21 protein-coding genes are annotated in these 25533 nt (G+C 73.9%); 13 read left to right on the top strand and 8 right to left on the bottom strand.

Annotated features, from left to right (window positions below; all coding sequences use genetic code 11):
* Positions 1–40 precede the first annotated feature (40 nt).
* On the bottom strand, positions 41–2674 hold the full coding sequence (locus ACFRAR_RS07950) for an NACHT domain-containing protein (RefSeq protein ID WP_380695992.1): 2634 nt from the start codon (positions 2672–2674) through the stop codon (positions 41–43).
* A gap of 245 nt (positions 2675–2919) precedes the next feature.
* Between ACFRAR_RS07950 and ACFRAR_RS07955 the strand changes: the two genes are divergently transcribed.
* Positions 2920–3750: an isocitrate lyase/phosphoenolpyruvate mutase family protein gene (locus tag ACFRAR_RS07955; RefSeq protein ID WP_380695994.1), complete on the top strand. Its 831-nt coding sequence runs from the start codon at positions 2920–2922 to the stop codon at positions 3748–3750.
* A gap of 201 nt (positions 3751–3951) precedes the next feature.
* On the top strand, positions 3952–5160 hold the full coding sequence (locus ACFRAR_RS07960) for an alpha/beta hydrolase family protein (protein ID WP_380695996.1): 1209 nt from the start codon (positions 3952–3954) through the stop codon (positions 5158–5160).
* Between the two features lie 130 nt (positions 5161–5290).
* Here the strand turns inward: ACFRAR_RS07960 and ACFRAR_RS07965 are convergent, their stop codons facing one another.
* The 3 genes from ACFRAR_RS07965 to ACFRAR_RS07975 form a co-directional block, all read right to left on the bottom strand.
* Positions 5291–5977, bottom strand: coding sequence for a response regulator (locus ACFRAR_RS07965; protein ID WP_380695998.1), 687 nt, complete (start codon positions 5975–5977; stop codon positions 5291–5293).
* Positions 5974–7140: a sensor histidine kinase gene (locus tag ACFRAR_RS07970; RefSeq protein WP_380696000.1), complete on the bottom strand. Its 1167-nt coding sequence runs from the start codon at positions 7138–7140 to the stop codon at positions 5974–5976. The genes ACFRAR_RS07965 and ACFRAR_RS07970 overlap by 4 nt, the downstream gene beginning before the upstream one ends.
* 590 nt (positions 7141–7730) lie before the next feature.
* On the bottom strand, positions 7731–8366 hold the full coding sequence (locus tag ACFRAR_RS07975) for an NAD(P)H-binding protein (protein WP_366335994.1): 636 nt from the start codon (positions 8364–8366) through the stop codon (positions 7731–7733).
* A gap of 102 nt (positions 8367–8468) precedes the next feature.
* On the opposite strand from ACFRAR_RS07975, the gene ACFRAR_RS07980 reads away from it, so the two are divergent.
* The gene (locus tag ACFRAR_RS07980; RefSeq protein ID WP_380696002.1) at positions 8469–8846 is read left to right on the top strand and encodes a winged helix-turn-helix transcriptional regulator; all 378 of its coding nucleotides are present in this window, start codon (positions 8469–8471) and stop codon (positions 8844–8846) included.
* Positions 8847–9403: 557 nt separating this feature from the next.
* Here ACFRAR_RS07980 and ACFRAR_RS07985 read toward each other — a convergent pair.
* Positions 9404–12055, bottom strand: coding sequence for an ABC transporter permease (locus ACFRAR_RS07985; protein WP_380696004.1), 2652 nt, complete (start codon positions 12053–12055; stop codon positions 9404–9406).
* A gap of 172 nt (positions 12056–12227) precedes the next feature.
* Here ACFRAR_RS07985 and ACFRAR_RS07990 point away from each other — a divergent pair, with 172 nt between their 5' ends.
* Positions 12228–13442, top strand: coding sequence for a sensor histidine kinase (locus tag ACFRAR_RS07990; RefSeq protein WP_380696006.1), 1215 nt, complete (start codon positions 12228–12230; stop codon positions 13440–13442).
* Positions 13443–13453: 11 nt separating this feature from the next.
* A complete protein-coding gene (locus ACFRAR_RS07995) occupies positions 13454–14119 on the top strand; it encodes a response regulator (RefSeq protein ID WP_380696008.1) in 666 nt (221 codons plus the stop codon).
* An 80-nt stretch (positions 14120–14199) separates the two neighbouring features.
* Here ACFRAR_RS07995 and ACFRAR_RS08000 read toward each other — a convergent pair whose 3' ends face one another.
* A complete protein-coding gene (locus ACFRAR_RS08000; RefSeq protein WP_380696010.1) occupies positions 14200–14394 on the bottom strand; it encodes a hypothetical protein in 195 nt (64 codons plus the stop codon).
* A 236-nt stretch (positions 14395–14630) separates the two neighbouring features.
* Here ACFRAR_RS08000 and ACFRAR_RS08005 point away from each other — a divergent pair, with 236 nt between their 5' ends.
* Positions 14631–14918: a hypothetical protein gene (locus ACFRAR_RS08005; RefSeq protein WP_380696012.1), complete on the top strand. Its 288-nt coding sequence runs from the start codon at positions 14631–14633 to the stop codon at positions 14916–14918.
* Positions 14919–15026: 108 nt separating this feature from the next.
* Positions 15027–16361: a M14 family zinc carboxypeptidase gene (locus ACFRAR_RS08010; RefSeq protein ID WP_380696014.1), complete on the top strand. Its 1335-nt coding sequence runs from the start codon at positions 15027–15029 to the stop codon at positions 16359–16361.
* Between the two features lie 115 nt (positions 16362–16476).
* Here the strand turns inward: ACFRAR_RS08010 and ACFRAR_RS08015 are convergent, their stop codons facing one another.
* Entirely contained in the window at positions 16477–17316 is an 840-nt protein-coding gene (locus ACFRAR_RS08015) for an SDR family oxidoreductase (RefSeq protein ID WP_380696016.1), read from the bottom strand.
* Positions 17317–17408: 92 nt separating this feature from the next.
* Between ACFRAR_RS08015 and ACFRAR_RS08020 the strand changes: the two genes are divergently transcribed.
* Positions 17409–17783, top strand: coding sequence for a winged helix-turn-helix transcriptional regulator (locus tag ACFRAR_RS08020; protein WP_380696018.1), 375 nt, complete (start codon positions 17409–17411; stop codon positions 17781–17783).
* Here ACFRAR_RS08020 and ACFRAR_RS08025 read toward each other — a convergent pair.
* On the bottom strand, positions 17780–17980 hold the full coding sequence (locus ACFRAR_RS08025; protein WP_380696020.1) for a hypothetical protein: 201 nt from the start codon (positions 17978–17980) through the stop codon (positions 17780–17782). The two genes, ACFRAR_RS08020 and ACFRAR_RS08025, sit on opposite strands and share 4 nt — an antisense overlap.
* A 152-nt stretch (positions 17981–18132) precedes the next feature.
* Here ACFRAR_RS08025 and ACFRAR_RS08030 point away from each other — a divergent pair, with 152 nt between their 5' ends.
* The 5 genes from ACFRAR_RS08030 to ACFRAR_RS08050 all read left to right on the top strand — a co-directional run bounded on the left by ACFRAR_RS08030 (position 18133) and on the right by ACFRAR_RS08050 (position 25468).
* Entirely contained in the window at positions 18133–18603 is a 471-nt protein-coding gene (locus tag ACFRAR_RS08030; RefSeq protein ID WP_380696022.1) for a hypothetical protein, read from the top strand.
* Positions 18573–19991: a hypothetical protein gene (locus ACFRAR_RS08035; protein ID WP_380696125.1), complete on the top strand. Its 1419-nt coding sequence runs from the start codon at positions 18573–18575 to the stop codon at positions 19989–19991. The genes ACFRAR_RS08030 and ACFRAR_RS08035 overlap by 31 nt, the downstream gene beginning before the upstream one ends.
* A complete protein-coding gene (locus ACFRAR_RS08040; RefSeq protein WP_380696024.1) occupies positions 19988–21451 on the top strand; it encodes a VWA domain-containing protein in 1464 nt (487 codons plus the stop codon). The genes ACFRAR_RS08035 and ACFRAR_RS08040 overlap by 4 nt, the downstream gene beginning before the upstream one ends.
* Before the next feature lie 73 nt (positions 21452–21524).
* On the top strand, positions 21525–22640 hold the full coding sequence (locus tag ACFRAR_RS08045; RefSeq protein ID WP_380696026.1) for an AAA family ATPase: 1116 nt from the start codon (positions 21525–21527) through the stop codon (positions 22638–22640).
* 5 nt (positions 22641–22645) lie between these two features.
* Positions 22646–25468: a hypothetical protein gene (locus ACFRAR_RS08050; RefSeq protein ID WP_380696127.1), complete on the top strand. Its 2823-nt coding sequence runs from the start codon at positions 22646–22648 to the stop codon at positions 25466–25468.
* Positions 25469–25533: the final 65 nt, after the last annotated feature.

Genomic DNA, 25533 nt, shown 5'->3' on the forward strand with positions numbered 1-25533 from the left:
GGGCCTTCGCGGGGCCGGGCCCCCCCCCCCCCGGCCCGCGCTACGGACGCCAGCGGCCGCCGGCGAGCTCGGCCAGCGCCTGGGCGAGGTCCGAGGGCAACGCCCGGCCGATGCCCATGGACCGCACCAGGTACCACCCGTCCTTCCCCCGGTACCGCGCCGGGGGAAGGGGCGCGCCCGGCCGCAACCGGACGTGGATGCCGTGGGTGCGGACGTCCCGGCCGCGGACGTGCACCCGGCGGACGGCCACCTCGTCCACGTCGCGCCACTCGTAGCGGCACCGGTACCGGCCTTGCCGGGCGGCGATGAAGGTGTCGGTGACGTGGAGTTCGATCCGCCGCCGGGGCAGGAGGCTGATCAGCATCACCAGCACGCCGAGGGCGGGCAGCGCGGCCATCGGGCTCCAGGACACCGGCCGGTCCCAGGTGCCGGTCACCGTGGTCCGCACCAGGTGGAGGCCCAGCAGGGCGCCGATCGGGCCCCAGTGCGCCAGCATGACCGTGCGGACCCGGCCGCTGAGCAGGTACGAGCCGGGCTCGCGCCGCACGGTGAGACCGCGCCAGGTCGAGGCCGGGGGCAGGGGCGGCGGAGCGAGCGGATCGGTCGCGGCCGGCGCCCGCGGTGCGGGGATCCCCGCGCCCCCGGGGCCGGCGGAAGCTCCCGCGCCGGACTTGGCGGCCAGGTGCTGCTGGAGCCGCAGGTTGCGGAAGCGGTACGTCCCGGCGGTCCGCTGGAGCAGGCCGGCCCGGTGGGCGTCCCGCAGGAAGGTCATCAGCGGCCAGGGCAGCCGGCCCGCCAGCGCCAGCGAGCACCGCGCCAGCAGCCACCGGCTCCACGGGCTGAGCAGCAGGAACGTCGCGCCGGCCCCGCACCAGGCCGCCAGCGCGTAGGTCCAGTCCGCCTCGGCGTACCGGTAGCTCCGGGCCCGCGACCAGTCCATCAGCCCGACCCCCGCGCCGAGCAGCGGCGCGAGGACGACCGTCGTCACCAGGACCGAGGTCCGCTCCGAGCGCAGCAGCACGTCGGGGGTCGCGGCGTCCACGGTGTCCGAGGGGGCCGCCAGCACGATCATCAGGTAGGCGGCCAGCAGCACGGCCCCCGCCAGCGCGATGCCCGCCGTCGCCGGTGCCAGGAACTGGAACAGGCCCAGGGCGAGGATCACCGGCGGCCCGCCGATCACCACCGTGAGCCGCCAGGCCCGGCCCAGTCTCCCGGTGCGGCCGGCCGATCGCAGGGCCCTCGCGAAGCGCAGCGGATCGGCCCGCCGCCGGGGCGTCGAGGTCTCGTCCCCGAACCAGGCCCGCTGGACCGTCCGGACCGAACCCGCGAGGGCCACGCCGAGGCCCACGCCGGTGCCGAGGCCGAAGGGGTGGCGGGAGCCCGCGACGGACCGCAGCAGCAGGTCGAACAGCACCGACAGGGCGATGCCCACCACGATCAGCGCGGGCGCCGCCAGCGCCCGCGGCAGCGGCGCGCCGAACAGCCGCCACCAGGCGAGTTCGGCCGTCTCCTGGCGGTTCATCAGCCGGGCGAGGAAGGAGAGCCAGACCCGCGCCCGGTCCGGTTCCCAGCGCCGGGGCGGGTGCAGGCGGTCGGGCGCCGGCGGCAGTGGCGGGAACGACGCGGGCACGATCCGGTCGAGGAGGTGCTGTTCCACCTGCCAGGCGGTCGCGAAGCGCACGCGGTCCAGCAGCTCGCCCGGGTCGGCCGGCGCCCGCTCGTAGCCGCGCCGCAGCAGCCACACCATCAGCGGTGTCGACAGCGCCCGGCTCACCGGGCTGCCGGGCGCCGAGCGGAGCTCGGCCAGCAGCGGCGCCCACTGCGCGGCGCGCGAGGGCTGCCGGGCGCGGTGCAGGTAGGACGCGACGTCGGCGGGGTCGAGCGGCAGCGCCTCGATCGCCGAGTCCACCCGCAGCACGTCCCGCTGGGTCGCCACCAGCTCGCGGTAGGGCTCGGTCCGGCAGATCAGCACCACCCCGCCCTCCTGGCCCAGTTGGCGTCCGAGGGCGCCGAGCACGGCGATCCGTCGGTGCTCGGGCAGTTCGTCGAGGCTGTCCAGGACGGGCAGCAGGCGGCGCTCGCTCACCAGCCGGCGGGCGGGGTGGAGCCCGTCCACCCGCGGCAGACCGGGGTGTTCCTCGGTGATCCGGCCGATCAGCCAGTCGTGGAAGTTGACCCGCTCGGCCTCCCAGGACTCCAGCGAGAGCAGGACGGGCACCGGGACGTCCTCGCCGCGGGTGAGCCGGCGGGCGAGCAGCTCCAGGGTGAGCAGCACGGCGAGGGTCGTCTTGCCCGCGCCGGCCCCGCCGAGGATCAGCAGGCGGCGGCGGTCGAGCCCCAGCAGGGCCCCCGCCATCGTGCCGACCCGGTCGCCGCGCCCGCCGAGGTCCGCCCCCGGCCCGAGCGCGGTGCGGCTGTGCACCCAGCGGACGGCCAGCGGTTCGGGCTCGGCCATGTCCCAGGCGTCGGCCTCGGCCCGCCACTGGTACAGCAGGCTGCGGGCGAGCCGCTCCTCGGCGAGGCCGAGCGGGGTCCGGGGCTCCTCGGCTCGGGGCGGCACGGTGAGGTGCAGCTCGCCGTTGAGCACGCCGATCTGCACCAGGTAGTGGACCGTGCTGTCGGTGACGACGTTGCGGATGTTCGTGGGCCCGTGGCCGTGTTCGGATTCCGTCACTCCCCCGTTCCACCCCCGTGTCGACTGCTTCCCTCCCGGCTTCCTTTCTACCAGCGACGCCCTGATTCATTCGACGGACCGTCAGTTCCCGCCCACGATCGGCACCGTACGCTCACGACGACGGACGGCCTCCCACCCGTGCGAGCGCCGGCACCGCACACCTCGGTCGCGGGAGGGGATCGGCGGTGGCCGGCGGATCACGGCACCGACGGGGCCGTGATCGCTCCTCTGGCTCTCGTGGTGCAATGTTGCCCATGACAACACTTCTCGATGTCGCGCAGAGGTTCCGTTCCCTGCATGTACCGGGCACGCCGCTGGTCCTGCCCAATGTCTGGGACGGGACTTCCGCCCGTGTGGTGGCGGACGCGGGTGCTGCCGCGATCGCGACCACCAGCGCCGGGGTCGCCTGGTCACTCGGCCGCGGCGACGGCGATCACCTGACCCGCGACCAGGCGCTCGGTGTGATCGCCCGGATCACGGCCGCTGTCGACGTACCGGTCACCGCCGACATCGAACGCGGCTACGCGACCGACCCCGACGGCGTGGCCGAGACCGTCCGGGGCGTCCTCGCGGCCGGAGCCGTGGGCATCAACCTGGAGGACACCTTGCGTCCCGTCGCCGAGCAGGCCGAACGGATCGCAGCCGCCCGCGAGGCCGCGGACGAGACCGGTGTCCCTCTGTTCATCAACGCCCGCATCGACACCCACCGCCTTCCGCCCGGCGACCGCACGACCTGGCTGGACGAAACCCTCACCCGCGCCCGCGCCTACGCGGAAGCCGGCGCGGACGGCGTCTTCGTCCTCGGCACACCGGACGCCGAGACGGTCAGGACACTCGTGGGCTCCCAGCCGCTGCCGGTGAACGTCCTGGCCGGCCCCGGCACGCTGTCGGTGTCCGAGCTCGCGGAGGCGGGAGCCGCCCGCATCAGCGCGGGATCCTCCATCGCCGAGGCCGCGTACGGCCTGGTCCACCGGGCAGCCCGCGAACTGCTGGAGAACGGCACGACGACCACCCTGGAGGGCGGATTCGACCACCCCACCCTCAACGCGCTGCTCCTGGCCGATCCCACGCGCTGACACATGGTCAGGAGCGCGGGCCACGATCGGATCGCCGCCACGGTGACGTGGCGCTCGACGATGCCGGCGAAGGGAACCCCGCGCCGCACGGCATACTCCCGGCGGATTACTCCAGTACGTCGCGGGGGCTACGAACACCACCGGAACGTTTGCATCCACGGGCCGATTCGATACGGAGCCGCGGACCCTAGCGTCGATCCCATGAAACGCAATCGCCGCACAAGCGCCGTCGCGGTGCTGACGCTCGCCGCCCTCGTCACCGGAACCGGCGCCGGGTTCGCCGCCACGACCACACCGTCGGCCACACCGGTGGCCACGCACGCGTTCGGCACCGCACCGGCCACGGCCACGGCGCCCACGCAGTCCTTCCACGGCGCGCTCCCAGCGCCGACCGGCCCCTACGCCGCCGGCGAGGACGTCATCCACCTCACCGACGAGAGCCGTCCCGACCCGTGGGTGCCGTCATCCGGCCCCCGCCAACTGACCGTCACGATGGTCTACCCGGCCGTCCCCGGGACCGGAACCCCGGCCCCTTACATGACCCTCGGCGAGGCAGCCGGAATCCTCCAGCGCCGGAACGTGCCGGCGAGCTCCGGCGTCACCCCGGAGAGCCTTTCCGCCGTCACCACTCACGCCTTCGGCGGCGCGCGGCCGCAGCGCGGCAAGCATCCGCTGGTGGTCCTCTCGCCCTCGTCCGAGAACCCGCGCATGACGCTCACCTCGCTCGCGACCGACCTGGCCAGTCACGGCTACGTCGTCGCGCTCGTCGGCCACACCTACGAGGACAGCGGCGAGACGCTGGCGAACGGCCAGACGCCGCCGTGCGCGATCTGCGACGACCCGACGCTCGACTTCGACGCCGAAGCCGTCAACCGCGCGCGGGACGAGTCCTTCGTGATCGACCAGTTGACGCACGGCAATACCACGTGGCCCCTGGCACACCTCATCGACAAGCACGAGATCGGCACGGCCGGACACTCCCTCGGCGGAGCGGCGGCCGCCGACACGATGATCGCCGACCCGCGAGTACGGGCCGGAGTGAACATGGACGGCACCTTCCACCCGGTCCCGACGCCCGGCCAGATCGACCGGCCGTTCCTCATGCTGGGTATCGCCGACAGCCACACGCCCGGCAGTGGCGACGGCATCGTGTGGGACCGGGCCTGGGCCGCCCTCGGCGGCTACAAGAAGTGGCTGACGGTCACCGGCGCCGACCACTTCATCTTCTCCGACCTGGACCTGCTCCTGGAGCAGGCCGGATTCCCGACGCCGCCCTTCTCTCCGGAACGCGGGGTGGCGATCACCCGTGAGTACGTGACGGCGTTCTTCGACCAGACGCTGAAGGGGATCCACAGTCCGCTGCTGGACGGCCCCTCGCCGAACAATCCGGACGTGGTCTTCCAGCGGTAGGGCTCGGCGTCGTGTCCGTCGTAGGCCGAGACGACGGTGTCGATGGCCGCGGCCCGGGTGCGGGTGGGTGAGCCGGCGCGGCTCCGAACGCGGCGGACTCGTGGTCGGCGATCGTTCTTCTCGTCCTGCCCTACCGTCTACGCGGCACGAGTCCGGCCTCGAAGGCGATGATCGCCAGGTGGACGCGGTCCCGGGCCTCGAGCTTGGCGAACAGACGCGCGACATGGGTCTTCGCCGTCGCCGCGCTGATCACCAGCCGCTCGGCGATCTCACCGTTCGACAGTCCCTGTCCGACCAGTGCCAGCACCTCGCGCTCCCGGTCGGTGATGCCCGCGACGGGACTCGGGTCCGCGGCGGGCTCGGCGTCCGGTGCGGGGGCCGCGGGGGTGGCGGAGGTTCCGGCGAAGTCGGCGATCAGCCGTCGGGTGACGCTCGGCGCGATCAACGCGTCGCCGGCCGCCACCACGCGGATCGCGTCCAGGATCGCGTCCAGGGCCATGCTCTTGAGCAGGAATCCGCTGGCGCCGGCGCGCAGAGCGCCGTAGACGTACTCGTCGTCGTCGAAGGTCGTCAGCACCAGCACCTTGGGCGGGTCCGGCTCGGCGGTCGCCTGCCGGGTCGCCTCGATCCCGTCCATGCCCGGCATCCGGATGTCCATCACCACGACGTCCGGCCGCAGCTCACGTACCAGGCGCACCGCCTCGCGGCCGTCGCCGGCCTCGCCGACCACCTCCAGGTCGGCGGTGCTGCCGATCAGGATCCCGAGCCCGACCAGCATCAGCGGCTGGTCATCGACCAGCAGTATCCGCACGCTCATGCCGGGAGCCTCGCAGCCACCCGGAATCCGCCCTCCGGACGCCGGCCCGCGCTGAACTGGCCGGACAGCAGCGACACCCGCTCGCGCATGCCGAGCAGGCCGAAGCCGCTCCCGCCGGCCGCCGCCGGGGGCCTCGGACGGCCGGGCCCACCGGGACCGTCGTCCCCGTCGTCCACCACCTCGATCGTCACTCCCGTCGGCTCGTAACCCACCGCGACCCGGCACGTCCGCGCACCGGAATGCCGCACCACGTTCGTCACCGACTCCTGGACGATCCGGAACGCCGACAGCTCGATCTCCGGCGGCAGCGGACGCCGCTCGCCCCGCCAGGCCACGTGGACCCGCACCCCGGCGTCGGCCGTGCGTTCGGCGAGCCGCGGGATGTCGGCCAGGCTGCCGGCCGGCGCCAGCGGAGCGGCCCCCGGCATGGCGTCGTCCGGCTCGGCGCGGCGGAGCGCCCCGAGCATGCGCTGCAGTTCGAGCAGCGTCTGGCGGCTGGTGGTCTCGATGCCGGTCAGCGCCTGCCGCGTCTGCTCGGGCTTGGTGTCCACGACCCGCGCCGCCGCTCCCGACAGCACCGTGATGATCCCGATGCTGTGCGCGACGCTGTCGTGCAGTTCGCGGGCGATCCGCAGCCGCTCGGTGACGACGGCGCGGGCCGCCTTCTGCTCGTGCAGGGCTCCGAGGTATTCACGGCGTTTGCGGTACACCCCTCCGAAGACCCACGCGACCGCGAACCCCAACGCGATCCCCCCGGCCCACTGGACCGCGTCGCCGACGGACTGCTCGCGGTCGTGGATGTCGTTGACGAACGCGGCCGCCACGCCCGCGACGGAGGCGACGGCGGCGGCCTTCGGCCGCCGGACGGCGAGGTACCCGCCCAAGGCGACGAGCAGGACGAACATGACGGCGGGCCGGGCGCCGAAGGCGTCGCCGAGGACCGATTCGCCCAGGATCACCGCGAAGACGGTCGCCGGCAGGCGGCGCGCCAGCAGGACCGGAAGGGCGAGCACGACGTACAGACCCAGCATCTGGACGGGCTCGAGCTCGGGGAACCGGAACAGGCTGTACTCAGGGTCCGGGTCCCCCATCGTCAAGGGGAGCATCAGCGCGTAGAAGCAGGCGGCGGCCAGCACCACGGCCTGTGACGTCAGCCAGGTCACGCGTTTCGATGTCGAGAGACGCTGGAGAAGCTCTTCCATACGGAGATCGTATGCAGTGGCGTCGGCTCCGCGTGTCGCCCCGGGGATGTAGGGGTCCCGGTAGCAACGGAACGGGAAACCGGTGTTGCTGTCAAACTTTTTGACGGCCGGTGATCTGGTCCGCCAAGGTGCGTGGGTGAGCGATGACCCGACGATCGGTTTCCTGAAGGCGGACGTGGCGCGGTTCTGCGCCGGCCTCGAAGATCTGGCTCCGGCGATCCGGCTGCGGCTGGTCGTCCAGCTGCGGCAGGCGCTGGGCGAGGTAACGGATGCCGCCCTGGACGGCGGGATGGCCGCGGCGAAGGCGGAGGGCTGGGGGGCGGCGCGGACTCGTCGTCGTGTTCCTACTGCTCGCAGGCCCAGGCGTGGCCGGTCTGGCGGTACTGCTCGACGGGAATGGGGTCGACGCCGGTCCGCATCCGTGTGGTGTAGATCAGGCCATCCTCGTCGTGGAAGCCGGCGGAACCTGGAGCCGATACGCCCCCAGTGACCACTCAAAGTGACTCAGCCCTACTCGCTCGGCGACCTCTGGAGCCGCCTGTCCGCTTCTGTCATGCCCCTTCGACGCCGACGTGCATGCGGTGGTGACGAGGGGCGTCGATCTCGTCGAGCAGGGCGAGCGCGAAGTCACTGTGGGAGATGCGGCTGGCCATATTGACGCCGGCCATGGAGTACTGGCCGGAGCCCGCCCCGGCGTTATCAAAGTCACCGGCTGGGCTGACGATCAGCCAGTCCAGAGCGGTCACCGAGGCACGCAGCACAGCTGTCCCGGCCGCATGAGCGAGGCAGAAGGGCCGGTATTCCTGCGGAAAGCCCGGGGTGTCCATCAAAGGCATCCCGTCGCCGGTCTCAAGTGTTGCCGCCAGGCCGACGGCAACCAACCGTCCCACACCCGCTCGCGCCAGCCCATCGACGAGAGCGTGGGCAGCGGCTGTGAAGAAGACATCCGGCTGGGCGCCAGCATCGTAGGCGGCCATGATCGCGGCGTCATGCCCGGCCGCGAGATCGGCAACAGCGTCGGTGTTGGTGACATCACCGGTCAGGATGCGGACTCCCGCGCCTTCAAGGTCCTGGTACTTGGCTGGGTTCCGGACGACAGCAGTGACGTGGTGCCCCCGGTGGAGGGCCTCGCCGACAACTGCCCGCCCGGCGCGCCCGCCTGCCCCGAAAACAATGATCTTGCTCATGGACTACCCGCCTCGCCTCTCAAGAAGCTCTGCCTTTCGACGTGCCTGAGCAAGGTAGCCGCACTCATGGTTACCTCCTGGATACCGCACTACGATGCCTCTGTGACCAAGCCCCTGGACCCGGACATGTTTGACCCGCTCTGCCCCTCTGACCTGGTGCCGATCCGTGTGGGGGACAAATGGGCAGGAATGATCATCCAGTGCCTTGCGGGCGGCCCCCGACGGTTCTCTGAACTACGGGTCCCACTGCGGAGCATCACGCCCAAGGTGCTCACACAGTCACTCCGGGCGCTGGAGCGTGACGGCTTCATCGTCCGAACGGTCCATGCGGGACCTGCCCGGCACGTCGAGTACGAACTGACCTCGCTCGGCCGGAGTCTCCTTGACCTGCTGGACGCGGCACGTGCCTGGGCAGAGGCACACCTGGACGAACTCATCGACGCCCGCGAAGCGAGATCGCCCGCCAACCGCACCAGCTGATTCAGCGTTGCCCCGCCTCACTCACGGTGATCTCATCCGCGACATGGCAACGAATACGCGACACATCAACATGCGACCTCACCAGTCCCGAGGCCGGTGTACCTCCCCTGGTGCGCGGACTCAGCTGACCCAACTGCCCAATCCCGCCGCTGAAGTCCCGCGCCCCGCGCTGCACGCGCCCCTGCCGAGCTGCTGCACGTAACCCGCACCCGGCGGATCTCCATCGGCGGCACCATCGTGATCACGCGGCCCATCAGACCGAGGCGTGATCTGGGGGAACGACTGCGAGGCGATCAGCTGTCAAAAGGTTTGACAGCAACACCGGTTTCCCGTTCCGTTCCTACTGGGACCCCATGTACGCGGGGTACGCTCCCGGGCCGACCTGCCTGGGGAACGGTGACATCCACCGGCCGACGCGATGGACCACGGTCCGTTCCCGGGTTCATGGCCATGACGAACGCACCGGTGATCGCTCTCCGAGACGCGGCGAAGAAGGACGACGAGGGCCCGAGCGGATTGCCGCGGAACGAGACGCACATGCTCCGCCGGGCGGGACCCTAGTCGATCCCGATGGCCGACAGGACCCGGGTGCGGGCCGCGCGGCGGGCCGGCCAGAGGGCGGCCGGCAGGGCGGCGAGCACGGCCAGGGCCGGCAGGGCCGCGAGTCGCGGCACGGGGACGCTGTGGTGGTAGCCGGGCAGGTGGCGGGCGATCAGTTCGCCGCCGGCCCAGCCGAGGAAGAGGCCCAGGGCCGTGCCGAGCAGGCTGCCGAGGACGGCGATGAGGAGGGCTTCGTCCCGCACCATGGCGCGCACGCCCGCCCGGGTCAGGCCGATCGCCCGCAGCATGCCGATCTCGCGCCGGCGCTCGACGACGGACAGGGCCAGGGTGTTGACGATCCCCAGCAGGGCGACCGCGACGGACAGCGCTAGCAGGGCGTAGAGCACGTTCAGCATCCGGGTGGTGCCCTGCGCCGCGGCCCGGGCCAGGTCCTCGCCGCTGTCGACGCGCAGGGCCGGGCTGTCGCCGAGGGCGCGGGTGAGGGCGAGCCGCAGTGCGGGGCCGGGGCGGTCGCGGGTGGTGAGCAGGAGCTTGTCGGCGGAGTCGGTCGTGGCGGGCAGGGCGGCGGTGTCGACGAGGATGCCGGTCAGCAGGGCGTTGGACTCGTACACGCCCGTCACCGTCAGCCGGACGCTCCGACCGTCCGGGAGCCGGGCGTCGATCGGGCTTCCGGTGGTCCAGCCGTGGGCCCGGGCCTCGTCGGTGGTCACCAGGACCCTCAAGTCCCCGAAGGCGTCGGCCGATCCGCTGGTCAGGCGCAGCCGCAGCTTCTCGCGCACGGCCTCGGCGGGCAGGGCCAGGGCGGACTGCGGGGACTGGTCGATCGTCAGCCGGGTCTCGCGGATCGCGGCGGTGGCGGCGACCTCGGGGCCGGCGGCCAGGCGCTGTTCGACCTCGGCGGACAGCGGGCCGAGGTCCTGCATCGAGACGACGTAGTCGGCCTTGAGGACGTCGGCGCTCTGGGCGTCGGCGGCGGCGAGGCCGCCGGCCGCGACCATGGTGAGGGCGGTGACCAGGCTGGTGCCGACGACCAGGGCGGCGGCCGCGGCCGCGGTGCGGCGCGGGGTGCGGGCGCTGTTGCGGGCGGCGAGCCGGGCGCTGACGCCGGCCCGGGCGAGGAGCGGGTGGGCGAGGGCGAGGGCCGGACCGACCAGCATCGGCAGCAGGGTGAGGAGACCGGAGGCGACCAGGACGGCGCCGAGCGCCGTCACCGGTGCACCGTCCGCGATGCGCTCGGCGTTCGTCGCTGCCCACAGGCAGGCCGCGCCGCCGCCGGACAGCAGCAGACCGACGGCCGCCCGGAGCCGTCCGCCGCCCTCCCGCACCGGCGCGTCGGCGGTGCGCAGCGCGGCCAGCGGTGCGATCCGGGCGGCTCGGCGGGCGGGCAGCCAGGCGGCAACCAGCGTGGTCGACACCCCGGCGAGCAGCGGGAGGAGGAGCGCGTACGCGGGCAGGCTCAGCGGCCCGCCCGTGGGCAGCGGGCCGCTCTTCCCGAGGTCACCGGCGACGGGGCGCAGGAGCTCGGCGACGCCGATGCCAGCCGTGGTCCCCGCCAGGGAGGCGAGGATCCCGAGCAGCGACGCCTCGGCCAGCACCAGGCGGGCGACCTGCCGGCGCGAGGCGCCGACGGCCCTCAACAGGCCGGTCTCCCGGGTCCGTTGGGCGACGAGCATGCCGAAGGTGTTCGTGATCAGGAAGCAGGAGACGAACAGCGCGACGGCGGCGAAGGAGAGCAGCGTGGAGCGCAGCGAGGCGACCTGGGTCCGGGCGGCCAGCTCCTGGTCGCGGGCGAGGGACGCCGCCGTGAAGGCGACCGTGCCCGGGAGCGCCCGCTCCGCCGCCTGTCGCAGCCGCTCGACCGGGACGCCGGGGGCGGCCTTCACATGGAACTCGTTGAAGCCGCCGGGGCCGGTGAGGTGTCCCTGGGCGGTCGCGGTGTCGAAGAGCACCAGGCTGCCGCCGGTCGTGGCGGCGGGCTCGGCGCGGGTGGTGAAGACGCCGCTGATCCGCGCGGTGAGGCCGGGCCCGTCCACCGAGATCCGCGCGCTGTCCCCCACGTGGTAGCCGCACCGCGCGGCGCCGGCCCCGTCGACGGCGATCTCGCCGTTCCCGGCGGGCGGGCGGCCGTCGGTGAAGGTGAACCGGGGGTCCCCGGCGTCGTTCGCCGCTCCGCCGTCCGCCACCGTGCCGCCCGCCGCGTAGTTGCCGCCCCGGGTGGGGCCGCCGCGGCCGGCCGGACGGCCGTCCGGACAGCCCAGGGCCGTGAAGCCGGAGACGACGGCGAGGACGCGGCCCGTCTCCGGAAGGCCCCGCACCCTCAGCAGTTCGGCCGTGGTCAGGGACGGCGGCCGGTCGGCGGACGGCGGCCGGTCGGCGGACGGCGGCCGGTCGGCGGTCGCCGTCCGGGAGGTCCTGCCGTCGGGGCGGACCACCAGGTCGGTGTGGGCGAACGCCTGCCGGGAGGAGCCGACGAGCGCGTCGGAGACGGTGGCGGTGAACAGGAGGATCCCGGTGACGAAGGCGACGCCGACGGCGACGGCCAGCGCGGTCAGCGCCATCCGGGACCTGTGGGCGCGTACGTTGCGCCAGGCGGTGCGGATCAGGGGGCTGCGGAACACGGGGGTGCGGAGCATCGGCGTGCGGAACATGGGAGTCGACGTCCTGATTCGGCGGAGGTTCGGCGCGCGGTGGCGGCCCTGGCCGCCGATCCTTCCGGCGCGCACCGGCCGCGCGGATCCACCGGACGACCGGCTTCCCGCGCCGGGGCCTCGGCCGAACGGTGGAGGGGAGGACGCCCGGGCGAACGTACAGTGAACCGCCATGATCACCCTTCCGGCGCGCGCCGCGCTCGCCTCCTGGGCCCCCGCGCACCGCGGCGCGGCCGTCGCCGGCAGCACCCTGGCCCTGGCCGCGGTGACCGTCGAGGCCCTGGACACCGGCTTCCCGCCCACGACCGCCGCCACGATCGCCGTCGGCCTGCTGTGCGTCGCGGCCCTCCTGGCGCCGCCCCGGTACCTGACGTCCGCCGGGTGGGCCGCGGTCACCGCCTCCACCGGCCTGTCCCTGCTCACCTCCCAGCTGCACCACCGGCCGGAGCACTTCCCCGGCATCACCGAGACGGCCGTGTTCCTGCTGCTCGTCAGCCGTGCGGTCCGCCACCAGCCGATCGGCCGGATGATCCCGCTCGCCGGCGCCGCCTGGCTCGCCGCGCCGCTGGTGCTGCTGCGCCTGCCCGGCTCGGATCAGGCCCACGTGGCCCGGTACGTCGGACCCCCCTTGCTGCTCGCCGCACCCGTGATGGTCGTCCTCGGCCTCTACCTGCGGCTGCTCGACGGCACCCGCGAGCGCGAGAAGCAGGCCCGTCTGAACGCCCAGCGCCTCGAATACGCCCGCGAGCTGCACGACTTCGTCGGGCACCATGTCACGGCCATCACCGCGCAGGTCAAGGCCGTGCGCTTCACCACCGCCGCCGGACACCCGCCGACGGCGCGGGCGCTGGACGAGGCACTGGCGAACATCGAGGACGCCGCCGCCCAGGCCACCGACTCCATGCGGGCCATGGTCGCCCTGCTGCGCCGGCCGCACCACACGACCCCGCTGAACGCCCCCAGCGGACTGCGCGACCTCACGGCTCTCGCCGACTCCCTGCGCGCGACCGGCCCCGCCGTCGGCCTCACCGTCGATCCCCGGTTGCTCGCGGCGCCCCCGGCCGACCACATCGCCGCCACCGTGCACCACCTCGTCCGGGAGGCGCTGACCAACGTCCGCAAGCACACGGGCCACGCCGACACCGTCGCCGTCGACGTCCGGCTGTCCGCGGACCGCGGTGTCCTCACCGTCTGCGTCACCGACGACGCCACACCCCCGGACGACCTGTCACCCCGCCGCGGCCCGGAAGGATTCGGCCTCACCGGACTGCGCGAGCGCGTCGACGCCCTGGCCGGAAACCTGACGGCGGGCCCCGGGCCCGTGGGCGGCTGGCAGATCACCGCCGAGATCCCGCTCGGCCGTGACGCCGTCGCACGCCCGTCCTGACGGCTGGCACGATGGGCACCATGCCGATCCGCGTCCTCCTCGCCGACGACCAGCTCACCGTACGCGCCGCGTACCGGATGATCCTCGACTCCCAGCCGGACATCGAGGTCGTCGCCGAGGCCGCGAACGGCACCGCGGCCGTCACCGAGGCCCGTCGGCTGCGCCCTGACGTCTGTCTGCTCGACATCCGGATGCCCGGCATGGACGGGCTGGAGGTCACCCGGCTCCTCGCCGGCCCCGCCGCCGCACAACCGCTCAAGGTGGTCATCGCCACCACCTTCGACCTCGACGAGTACGTCCACACCGCGCTGCGGAACGGGGCCTGCGGCTTCGTCCTCAAGGACTGTTCGCCCGCCCTGCTCATCGAGGCCGTGCGCGCGGCCGCCGTCGGCGACTCGCTCATCTCCCCGTCCGTCACCGTCAGGCTGCTGCGGCACATGGCCGACCGGCCGGCCCGGCCGGGGCCCGACACTCCCCCGCCGTACGAGCCGCTCACCCCGCGTGAGTCGGACGTGGTCGCCATGGTCGCCCGGGGCCTGACCAACGACGAGGTCGCCGCCGCCCTCCACGTCACCCTCTCCACCGTGAAGACCCACCTCGGCAGCATCCAGCGCAAGCTCGGCGCCCGCAACCGCGTCGAAGTCGCCGCCCACGCCTGGCAGCACGGCCTGGCCTGAGCTCAACAGCCTTGACCGGCAGGGCTGTTGCCTGCCGCACGGCCGACCGCCGGGGAGCCCGTGCGGCACGGGTGTACCGGTCAGGCCGGCCCGGCTCCGCCGGAGGGCGCCGGCCGGTCGAGGCCGTGGCGGCGGTCGCCCGCCACCCGCTCACAGACGGCGGCCTCCGCCGCCGAGGTGAAGGCACCCCACGGACCTCCGGTCCGGCGACGGGCGGGCGCCGTGGCGGTGTCGGCCGGCAGCACGGTCCTGGAGTCGTTCGCGATCTCAGTCATGACGGCACCCTCGTCCGGCACCCCCGGCTCCGGCAAGGCCTCATGCCGTTTCAGCAAGAGACCCGGCACCGCTGCGGCCCGCCGCACCGGGCCGCCGTGCCCGCACCGCACCCGCCCCCGACGCGCCGGTCGGGCACACGAGCAGCCGATGCCCTCTTCGCGCCCACCGGGCGTTAGCATCCACACAGCCGCGGCCCGACGGCCCGGTACACGTGGAACGGAAGGCGGAGACTGCCATGGGAATCGAGATCCAGGTCGAGCCCCTGGGCGACCACGAGCACCTGGTCCGGGTCCGCGAGGGAGCCGCCGAGGCCGAGACCCGGATCCGGGTCACCGACGGCATCCTCGACCTGCCGCAGATCGCCGAGGCCGACGAGACCAGGATCATCCACGAGACGGTGGCCTTCCTCGTCGAGCGCCAGCCCGTGATCGACATCCCGCCGATGATCGACCTCGACGACCTCGCGGACGCCTACGGCTCCCCCTACGTGGACTTCCTCAGCCACCGCCTCACCGCCCGGTAGCCCGCAGGGGGCGCCGGGGCCGGCGAGGCGGGCGGGAGGTGCGGTTGACGGCCGGGCCCACGAGGTAGGCGGTACACCAGGACGGACGTACACCCCTGGGAGGCCACCGTGTTCACCGACGCTTCGACCGCCGCCGGCCGAGCCGTACTCGACGGCCGCTACCCCTCCCTGGATGAACTCGCCGACACCGCCCACCACTTGGCGGCACGACACCCGGACCGCTGCGCCGTGCGCACGCTCGGCACCTCCCGCGCCGGGCGCCCCCTGCCGCTGCTGACCGTCGGCCGCGGCGACGACCACGTACTGGTCGTCGCCGGAGCCCACGCCGACGAGTTCTCCGCCCGCGCGAGCGTCCTCGAACTGGCCCACCGCGTCCTCGCCCAGCCTGCCCCGCACTCCGCGATCACCTGGGACTTCCTGCTCTGCCTCGACCCCGACGGCGCGCACCGCGCCGAGGGCAGCCGACACGCCCGCACCCTGCCCGAGTACTTCGCGGCGTTCTTCCGCCCCGCCGCCGAGGAGCAGCCCGAATGGGCCCCGGCGGTCGGCGTCGACCTGCCCGAGAGCCGCGCCCTCCTCGACCTGATCGAGGAACTGCGCCCCCGCCTCCAGTTCTCCCTCCACTCCACCGACGTCGGCGGCGCCTTCGTCCAGGCCACCCGCGACCTGCCCGGCCTCGCCGAACCCTTCGCCGAGTCCGCCGCCGCCCTCGGCATCCCCGTCGACTCCGGCTCCTTCGACACGTTCTGGCTGCGCGAGCCCGGGCCGGGCGTCTTCGTCATGGACCCCGGCGACATCGACCGGCAGGAGAGCACCACCGGCATGCTCACCGCCCCCGGCAGCGCCGACGAGGAGCCGGACTCCGCAGGGGCGGGCATACGGGCCACCCCCTGGTTCACCCCCCGGCGCCACGGCGGCGACACCCTCATCGTCGAGGTCCCCCTCTGGGCCGCCCGTTCCGGCCCGGCCCCGGTCCCCGACGCCCGCGCCCACCTGAGCGCCTGCGCCGACCGGCTGCGCCACCACGGCCACCGGATCACCGAACTCCTCGACGCCTCGGGCCCCCACCTCGCCGACTCGCCCCTGCTGCGCGCCGCCCGTACCCCGCTGACCGCCGTACGCGAACTCGCCGACCAGTGGGACCCCCGGGCGGGTGGAGAACGCCTCCTGCGGTCCGGCCTCATGACCCCGGCCCGCCTCGACGGCATCGAGCTCTGGTCCCACCGCCTGCCGGTACGCACCGCCGCCCTGCTGCACCGCGCCCTCGGATCCGCCGACGGGCGCACCGCCCCGGCCGCCGAGCGGCTCGGCGACCTGCTGCGGGAGTGGACCGACGTGTACGAGCGGCGCTTCCGGCCCGTCTGGATCCCGGTGGCGCACCAGGCGGCCCACCAGGCGAACACCGTCCTCACGGCGGTGGAGCTCGGCCTGCGCGTGGCATGACGGAACACGGGCGGACAGGGCGCCGGCGAGTCCGGGTGGTCCAGGCCGCGTCCCACTCATTCCCGCCGGGCGCCCGACGCCGCGCGGCGATCCGACGCGAATGACGGGACGCGGCCTAGCGGAAGGCGGCGACGTTGCGGGCGGCCCAGGCGGAGAAGGGGCGCGGGGCGCGGCCGAGGACCCGCTGGACGTCCGGGCTGACGCGCAGTTCGGCCGGGTTCGGTGCGCCGAGGATGTCCAGGGTGTCGTCGGCGAGCTCCGCCGGCATGACCTGGCTCATGGCGGCCCTGGCCTCGGCGCGGGTGAGCTGGTGGAACCGCACCGGGGATTCCAGCGCCTCGGCGATCGCGGCGGTCTGCCCGCGCGGGGTGACCACCTCGGGGCCGGTCAGCTGGTAGACGCCGCCGGCGTGCCGGTCGTCCAGCAGGCAGGCCGCCGCGACCGCCGCGATGTCCGCCGGGTCGACGACCGGCACCCCGACGTCGCCGAAGGGCGCGGCGACGAGCCCCTGGGCCCGGACGGACTCGGCCCACCAGAGGGCGTTGGAGGCGAAGCCGCCCGGCTGGAGGATCGTCCAGTCCACACCGGATTCCCGCAGCGTGTCCTCGAGTTCGCGCATCGCGATCCGCGTCGGCCCGAAGGGCCTGGTCACCACGCCCTGGCTGGAGAGCAGCACGATCCGCCGGACCCCGGCGGCCGCGGCCTCGTGGATGAGGTCGGCGGGGCCGCCTTCGGCGGCGTGCTGGTCGCCGGAGAGCAGCAGGAAGAGCGCTGTCGCCCCGGCCAGCGCGGGCCTGAGCTCGGCGGGCCTGGTCAGGTCGGCCGCCAGGTGACGGACGCCGTCCGGTACCGCCGCCGGGTGTCGTGACACCGCCGTCACCCGCTGTCCCGCCTCGGTCAGCGCCCGCGTCAACGGGCGGCCGATGTTCCCGGTCGCCCCGGTCACCACGATCATGGTCGACTCCTCGTCAGATCTCCTCGGTGGCACCGACGTTAGGAGAACGGACTGACTCCCGGTAAGGACATACCTGGAGGTAAGCTCATGGCATGGCGGGAGGCGCGCAGCACAGGGGGACCGAGGCGGGCGGCAGGTATGACGTGTTTCACACCGACTGCCCCGCGCGCGACATGGTCGACCACATCACCAGCAGGTGGGGCGTCTGGGTGCTGATCTCCCTGCGGAGCAACGACCTGCGCTTCTTCGAGCTGCGCGAGAGCATCCACGGCATCAGCGAGAAGATGCTCGCCCAGACCCTGCGGGTGCTGGTCCAGGACGGCATGGTCTGGCGGAAGGTCGAGCCGACGACGCCGCCTCGGGTCACCTACGGCCTGACCGGGTTCGGCCGTGAGGTGAGCGAACCGCTGACGGAACTGTTCGACCTGATCACCCGACGGCTGCCGCCGCGCGACGGCGCGGACTAGGACAGGAAGCCGTCCCGGCAGCCCTGGTTCTCGTCGCCGATCACGAGCCGGTCTCCGCTCTCCACGACGTGGTAGTCCTCGGGTCGGCGAAAGAAGTTCTGCCGGCCGAGCAGCCCGGGGTGCCGCGCGGCGAGGCGGTGGAGGACGCGCAGGGCGGGCGGTACGGATCGCGGCGGCTCGGGCGGCGGCTCCGTCACGGGGCCGCCCCGGGGGCCGCGCCGCGAAACCGGCGGACTGTCAGTGATCACCGCTACGTTCCTCATCAGAAGCGCCGCCGAGCGGCGTTCACCCCCAATCCTGAGGAGACGGTGTGCTTTCGCCTGCCTGGGAGCATTCGAGTACGGTCCGGGTGGTCCCACCCGCGAGACCCCGCAAGCTCGCCAAGGTCCCGTTCGTGGAACTGGCCGACGGGCGCCTGCAGGGCGTGGTCTCCAGCGGTTCGGACATCAGCCGGGTCTACGTGTCGGCCATCGCCGCCGGCAGCCACGACTTCTCGTGCAGCACCAACAACAACCGGCCCTGCGGTGGTCTTCGCGGCGGCTTCTGCAAGCACCTGGTCACGCTGGTGGACGACGCGGTGCTCCAGTTCGGCGGCGAGCGCGTCGCCCGCTACCTGCGGGTCGACCTCGACACCGACGACCCCGGCGCCGGGGACCTCACCCGCGCCATGACCGCCGCCCATCCGGCCAAGGCCGAGACCTCCCCGGCCCCGGCGGTGTTCGCCCGGTTCCTGAACCACCTGCGGTACCTGGAGTTCGAACCGGTCACCACACCCGTCCCGGAGCTGCACTGGTTCCCGACGGCGCGGGCGGTGGCGTGATGCGCTTCGACGTCCTCTCCTCCCCGATCGCCGGCCTCGACGAGGCCCTCGCCGTGGTCGACGCCTTCGACTCGGTGCTGACGGTCGGCCTGCTGCGGCCGCAACCCGCCCAGGCGGGCGCGCTCGGCGAACTCGCGGCGGCCCTCGCGGCCTCCCCCCTGTCCGCCCTCGTCACCGAGGCCGTGGACAAGGCCTGCGCCGGCACCGCGGACGAGGAGCACCTGCTCGTCCTCGCCGCCGCCCGCACCGCGCTGCTCGGGGCCGCCCACGACGCGCTGCGCGACACCGTCGACGAGGCGACCGGCCGGGGCACCGCCCCGTCGCCGGCCACCGCGCCGGGCGAGCCGTACGCGCCGAACCTGCTGGCCGCGGCCCGGTCCTGGCTGGCCGACCTGGCCCGCGCCGGCTGGCACGGCATCGACCACGACCTCGTGTCCGCCTCGGCCCCGGTCGTCTCCGCGATGCTCCCGGATCCGGCGCTGCGCCGGCTCGCCCTCCTCCTCGACGGGTTCGCCGGCGAGCTGGCGGCGTCCTGCCCGGGGGCGAGCCTGGAGCGCGTCCCCGCCCGGCGCTGGGCGGACCTGTGGTCACGGGCCGTGCTGCTGACGGCGCCCGGCGCGACCGGCGCGACCGCCGTGGAGAACGTCACCGGCCGGCTGCTGCCGCTCGGCGTCGACCTGCACGAGCACGCCACCGCCGCGCAGGCACAGGTCCACGCGGTCCTGGAGCCCTCCGACGGGTCGGCGCCGCGGCTGGTCCGGGCCTCGGTATCGGCGCCGAAGCCGGACAGCGTCGTCGGCGCCGGGATCTGGCAGTTGCTCCGCCCGCGCCTGTCCCTGCTCGCCGCGCTCGGCGAGGGCCGCGCGATGGAGCTGACGGACATGCCGCTCACCGCCGGGGGCGACCTGCTGTGGCACGACGACCGCGCCCGGCCGGGCGTGAGCGCCGACCCGTTCGCGACCGCCCGCGTCGTCCTGCCCACCGCCGTCGCGGCGCCGCCCGCGCCGTTGGAGCGCCACCCGGTACGGCTCGCCGAGCCCGTCTTCCTGGAGGGCTACACCGCCCGGGAGGTCGACCGCGTACCGGTCTTCGCCCTGGCCGGGCACGAGGTCGCCGTCGACACCGGCCGCCTCCCGGAGGCCGGGCCGCTCACGCCGAAGGCCGTCGTCGCCTCCACCGCGTGCATCGGCCTGCTCCGCTGGGACGCCGGGGCGTTCGTGCTCCAGCCCCTCGCCGTGGAGACCGCCGTCAAGCGCCAGAGCGTCGCCGTGCACGCCGGGGCGTGGGCCGGGGGCACCACCGACAAGGCGGGTGCCAAGGGCGAGAGCGCCGCCGCCGCGACCGTGGCCGTACTGAGCGAGCGCGCCGGAAAGCTGCTGCGCAAGTGAACGACCCGATAGCCGCGGCCCCCGACGCCGCGAACGACGCCCCCGCCGGGACCACCGGCCCCGACACCACGCACGGCGCTCCCGACGCCGACGAGAACCGTCGGCAACTCCTGTACTGGCGGCTGCTGGCCCGCCTCTTCGACCCGGCCGAGCAGCCCGCCCTGGAGTCGGCCGGCCTGGCCGTCACCGAGGACATCGGCCTGCCCGCGAGCCTGCTGGACCCCCGCGTCTCCGTCGACTCCGTCGTCCAGCGCCACCCCGCGCTGGCCGCCGAGTTCGAGGGCCTGATGGTGCCACAGGCCAACGCCGACGCCGACGCCGCCGACCGCGACCGCGCGGCCGAGGTGCGCCGCGCCGCGCTGGTCTCCAAGGTCCTCCTCAACACCTTCGCCACCGGCTCCGGCATGGTGACGGCCGGACAGCTCGCCGCCTGGCAGTCCGACGCCGCCTGGCTGGAGCGCGCCCTGGGCTGCAAGCCCGGCGAGCTGCGCACCGGACGCGGCGCCGGCGCGGCCGCCGGGACCGGCACCGGCGGCGGCACCGGGAATCCGGACCTGTCGACGCTCATCCCGCAGATCGGCCCGGAACTCGCGGGCCTCGAAGCGGACCTGGTCAAGCGCATGCACCTGCGCGAGGTCCTCGCCGACAACGCGCTCGCCTCCCGGCTCACCCCGAGCATGTCGCTGATCGAACAGCTGCTGCGCGACAAGGACAACCTCGACGGCACCGCGCTCGCCAACGCCAAGGCGCTGATCCGGCGCTTCGTCGACGAGGTCGCCGAGGTGCTGCGCACCGAGGTGGAGAAGGCGAGCGTCGGAGAGCTCGACCGCTCGGTGCCGCCCAAGCGCGTGTTCCGCAACCTCGACCTCAAGCGCACCGTCGAGAAGAACCTCGTCAACTGGAACCCGGAGGACGAGCGCCTCTACGTCGACCGCCTCTACTACCGGCAGACCGCCCGCAGGACCACGCCGCAGCGGCTGATCGTCGTCGTGGACCAGTCCGGATCGATGGTCGACTCCATGGTCAACTGCACCATCCTCGCCTCGATCTTCGCCGGCCTGCCCAAGGTCGACGTCCACCTGATCGCCTACGACACCCGCGCCGTCGACCTCACCCCCTGGGTGGGCGACCCGTTCGAGGCGCTGCTGCGCACCGACCTCGGCGGCGGCACCGACGGCACCGTCGCCATGGCCCTCGCCCAGCCCCGGATCGCCGAACCGCGCAACACCGTCGTGGTGTGGATCTCCGACTTCTACGAGTGGCGCGGCGAGGAGCTGTTCGCCCAGATGGCCGCCGTGCACCGCTCCGGGGCGCGGTTCATCCCGGTCGGGTCGGTGACCAGCTCGGGGCGCGGCAGCGTGAACCCGTGGTTCCGCGAGCGCTTCAAGGACCAGGGCACCCCGGTGATCTCCGGCCACATCCGCAAGCTCGTCCACGAGCTGAAGACCTTCCTCACCTGACCCTCACCCGCCCCCTCGTCCGAACCCGCACGCACGCACATCTGCACGCCCGCACGCCCAGAAAGGCGACCGCATGTCCGACCTGCTCCGCGCCCCCTCCGAGATCAAGTACGCCGACGAGCTCGACTACCTCGAATCGGTCGACACCGGACCCAAGCCGTCCACCTGGCGGCTGTCCCCCAAGATGATCCGCACCTTCGTCCTCGGCTCCGAGCGCTCCGACGGCCTGGACCGCGCCGTCGAGCAGAAGTGGTTCGGCGAGCGCAGCATCGTCGAACGCGCCGTCGTCACCCTGGCCTCCGACCGCGGCCTGCTGCTGATCGGCGACCCCGGCACCGGCAAGAGCTGGCTGGCCGAGCTGCTGGCCGCCGCGGTGTGCCGCAACTCCACCCAGGTCGTGCAGGGCACCGCCGGCACCACCGAGGACCACATCAAGTACTCCTGGAACGTCGCCCAGGTGATCGCCAAGGGCCAGTCCCGGGAGTCGCTGATCCCCTCCCCGATCATGACCGCGATGGAGACCGGCACCATCGGCCGCTTCGAGGAGCTCACCCGCTCCACCAGCGACGTCCAGGACGCGCTGATCTCCATCCTGTCCGAGAAGTACGTGTCCGTGCCCGAACTCAAGGGCCCCGAGGGCACCGTGTTCGCCAAGCCCGGCTTCGCGGTCATCGCCACCGCCAACAGCCGCGACCGCGGCGTCAACGACCTGTCCTCCGCGCTCCAGCGGCGCTTCAACTTCGTCCGCATCCCCGTGGTGACCAACAAGGCCAGCGAGGCGGAGATCGTCCGCTTCCGCACCGAGGAACTGCTGCGCCGCCACCAGCTCGACCTGGACGTGCCGCCCACCCTGCTGGACGTGCTGCTGCGCAGCTTCGGCGACCTGCGCGACGCCGCCCGGCAGGCCGCGAGCGAGGACGAGAAGCTCGGGTCCGCGCTGTCCACCGCCGAGCAGATCGGCGTGCTGGAGGACGCCGTCCTGCACAGCGACTTCTTCGGCGATCGGACGCTGACCGCCCGATCCCTCGGCTCCTCGCTGGTCGGATCGCTCGCCCGCCGCGCCCCCGAGGACTCCGCCATCCTCACCAAGTACTTCACCGGCGTCGTCGGCCCGCGCGGCCGGCAGGAGGGCGGCGACTGGCCGGAGTTCCACCAGGCGGGCCTCGACGCCCTCAAGGCGCTCGCGTGAACGACGTGACCACCCGGGTGCCCGCCGAGGGCGGGCACCCCGCGCACCGGACCTTCGACGTGCTGCGCGCCCAACTCCAGGACGCCGCGGCCGCGTTCGCCGACGGACCCGGCGCCCTGGACGGCATCCTCCACGGCCTCGTCGACGACGTCGACCGCGCGCTGCGCGAACCGCTGGAGATCTTCCCGGTCTGCCACCACTCCCCCGCCTCCGCCACCGCCATGGCCCGCCGGCTGCGCGCCAAGCAGCCGAAGACCGTGTTCCTGGAGCTCTGCGAGGACCTGGCCCCGCTGCTCACCGAGCTGCGCAACTGCCGGCTGCCGGTCGCCGTCCAGGCGTTCGCCACCCGCATCGACGGCTTCCCCGCCGACTGGGCGCCGCTGTCCGTCGTCGCGCCGATCACCGAGGCCTCCGCCGAGTACCAGGCCATCGCGTACGCGCTGGAGACGCCCGGCGTCGAGCTGGTCCTCGTCGACCGCTCCTCCGACCACGTCTTCCAGTGGCAGCCCCGCGAGGACACCGGACCGGCCGAGCCGGGCACGGCGCCCGCCGAGCAGGAGGCCGCGCTGCACGGCGACGCCGTCGGCGTCGAACTCGGCGACCTGCGGCCCCGGTTCGCCGAGCTGGAACGGCACCTGCTGCGCCACGGCAAGGTGCGGCACTGGTCGGAGTGGTGGCACCAGTACGTCGAGCTGCCGCTCGGCGACGCCGACCACGCCACCTACCGGCAGGTCATGTTCCTGATCGGCAGCCTCTTCCGCCGCCTGGCACCCGGCGACGCCGGCCGGGTCCGGGTCGACGAGGACCGCGAGCGGTACATGTGGACCCGCATCCGCGAGCACCTGGCCGCCACCGGCGCCGACCCGGCCGACAGCGTGTACGTCTGCGGCGCCTTCCACGCCGCCAGCCGGGTCGAGGAGTTCGGCGTCCACGGCTCCTCCGGCTCCTTCACCATCCCGGCGCGCACCGCCACCGAGTGGCAGTACGGCCTGATCCCCTCCAGCCACACGGCCATCGAGGCCCAGTTCGGTCTGGAAGGCGGCTCGGTGTCCATCGCCGCCACGCAGTGGGAGAAGAACCTCAAGCGCACCCGGGTGCAGCCGTACCGGCTCAAGGGCCAGGCCGGCGCCAAGACCGGCCGGGGCCGGAAGGCCGCGGCCCCCGCCCCCGCCTCCGCGCCGGCGGCCGAGACGGACACCGCCGACCAGCTCTCCGGGTTCCTCCGGCGCCCACCGGTCCTCGACCGCCTCGACCAGCAGGAACTGCTCGGCTGGTCCGTGGAGATCGTGCGCGCCGCCCGCCGCAACGGCTACCTCGCCTCCACCGCCGACGCCATCGCCGTGTACGAGACGTCCATCCTGCTCGCCGGGATGCGCGACCGCGCCAAGCCGACCCCGTACGACTTCCTGGACGCGGCCGTCACCTGCATCGAGAAGGACCGCGTCCCCGGCCGCCGCGACGTGCGCCGCCTCGTCGAGATCATGATGGGCGGCGACCGGATCGGCCGGGTCGGCTACGAGTCCCTCCCGCCGCTCGCCCGCGACGTCCACGACCGGCTCGCCCCGCTCGGCCTCGACCTCCAGGCCCGGGGCGTCAAGCGGGCCCTGCTGGACATCAGGACGGACCCGCGGCTGAAAGCCTGCTCGGACGTGCTGTGGATGCTGCGCCACCTGCTCCCGCACGGCGCCGCCCGCCCGGTCATGGGCGAGCGCAAGCTCGGCGAACAGCCCGTGCAGGAGTCCTGGGACCTCGCCCTCGGCACCCACCAGCGGGCCCTGATCGAGCTCGGCTACGAGGGCGTCAGCCTGGAGCAGGTCCTCGAACAGCGGCTGCGCCGCGAGGCCAACGCCGCGAACGCGACCACGGCCGTGGTCCTGCGAACCGTCGAGGACGCCACACTCCTCCTCGGCAGCCGCCGCCTCGCCGACGAGCTCGGCACCCGGGCCCTGGACGTGCTGTCCGGCGAGCGAAGCGTCGACGGCGCCCCCGAGGTGCTGCGGCGGGTGCGCAAGCTGCTCGCGTACTACCGCACCAGCGAACCGGCGCTGCCGGAGTGGATCGAACGGTTCGCCAAGACCGGGTACGCGCACTACTGCACCCTGCTGCCGACGGCGTTCACCGAGGAGACGGCCACGGTGCGCCAGGTCGCGGCGATGCTCGGCTTCCTGTTCGGCATGGAGAGCCTGGCCCTCTCCCTGGGCGGCGACCGCGCCCAACTCGAACTCGCCGTCGCCCAGTCCCACCCGGAGGAGCCCGCCAAGACCGCCCTGCTGTGGGGCGCCCAGGTGCACATCGGCCGGCTCTCCCGGCAGGAGCTGCGCGAACGCTGCGACGCGCTGCTCTCCAACCCGCTGATGCTGCCCGCCTACCCGCACTACCTCAGCGGACTGCTGCACGCCCTGGAGCCGGTCCCGGGCCTGGTCGACATCGTCGTGGAGGCCGTCTCCAACGCCTTCGCCCGCCTGCCCGACCCCGTCCTGCTGCCGTGGCTCCCCACCCTGATCGCCACACTGCGCGGCAGCGGAACGGAGCTGGCGCCGCTGCTGACCCGCGAGGCCGGCCGGATCTTCCCCGGCCGCCTGGCCGAACTGGACACCTGGGTCCCGCCCTGGCGCGCCCCGGCCCCCGCACCCGCCCGACCCGCGGCCCCGGCCGCCGGGCGGGGGGCCGCTCTGCTCCTGGCCCACCGGGAGACGGCCGACGCCCTCGCGACCCTCGTGGGCTGCGCGGGCCCCTGGGCAGCGCCGGACGCGCCGCAGGGCTCCGCACTGCTCGGCCGGCACCCGGAGGCGGCCGACGCCCTGGCGGCCCTGCTCGGCGCGGCGTGAGCGCCCGGCCGGAGCCGCCTCCCCGGCGGCCCCGGCCGCCGCTCGGGCCCCGGCCGCCGGTGGAC

This window comes from Kitasatospora sp. NPDC056651, from assembly GCF_042792155.1.
Taxonomy (GTDB): Bacteria; Actinomycetota; Actinomycetes; order Streptomycetales; family Streptomycetaceae; genus Kitasatospora.

What these genes read in the sequence shown, in the direction of transcription:
- ACFRAR_RS07955 (WP_380695994.1), top strand. Translation starts at nt 2,920, where the DNA reads ATGTTGCCCATGACAACACTTCTCGATGTCGCGCAGAGGTTCCGTTCC.
- ACFRAR_RS07960 (WP_380695996.1), top strand. Translation starts at nt 3,952, where the DNA reads ATGAAACGCAATCGCCGCACAAGCGCCGTCGCGGTGCTGACGCTCGCC.
- ACFRAR_RS07965 (WP_380695998.1), bottom strand. Translation starts at nt 5,977, where the DNA reads ATGAGCGTGCGGATACTGCTGGTCGATGACCAGCCGCTGATGCTGGTC.
- ACFRAR_RS07975 (WP_366335994.1), bottom strand. Translation starts at nt 8,366, where the DNA reads ATGAGCAAGATCATTGTTTTCGGGGCAGGCGGGCGCGCCGGGCGGGCA.
- ACFRAR_RS07985 (WP_380696004.1), bottom strand. Translation starts at nt 12,055, where the DNA reads ATGTTCCGCACGCCGATGCTCCGCACCCCCGTGTTCCGCAGCCCCCTG.
- ACFRAR_RS07990 (WP_380696006.1), top strand. Translation starts at nt 12,228, where the DNA reads ATGATCACCCTTCCGGCGCGCGCCGCGCTCGCCTCCTGGGCCCCCGCG.
- ACFRAR_RS07995 (WP_380696008.1), top strand. Translation starts at nt 13,454, where the DNA reads ATGGGCACCATGCCGATCCGCGTCCTCCTCGCCGACGACCAGCTCACC.
- ACFRAR_RS08000 (WP_380696010.1), bottom strand. Translation starts at nt 14,394, where the DNA reads ATGACTGAGATCGCGAACGACTCCAGGACCGTGCTGCCGGCCGACACC.
- ACFRAR_RS08005 (WP_380696012.1), top strand. Translation starts at nt 14,631, where the DNA reads ATGGGAATCGAGATCCAGGTCGAGCCCCTGGGCGACCACGAGCACCTG.
- ACFRAR_RS08015 (WP_380696016.1), bottom strand. Translation starts at nt 17,316, where the DNA reads ATGATCGTGGTGACCGGGGCGACCGGGAACATCGGCCGCCCGTTGACG.
- ACFRAR_RS08020 (WP_380696018.1), top strand. Translation starts at nt 17,409, where the DNA reads ATGGCGGGAGGCGCGCAGCACAGGGGGACCGAGGCGGGCGGCAGGTAT.
- ACFRAR_RS08045 (WP_380696026.1), top strand. Translation starts at nt 21,525, where the DNA reads ATGTCCGACCTGCTCCGCGCCCCCTCCGAGATCAAGTACGCCGACGAG.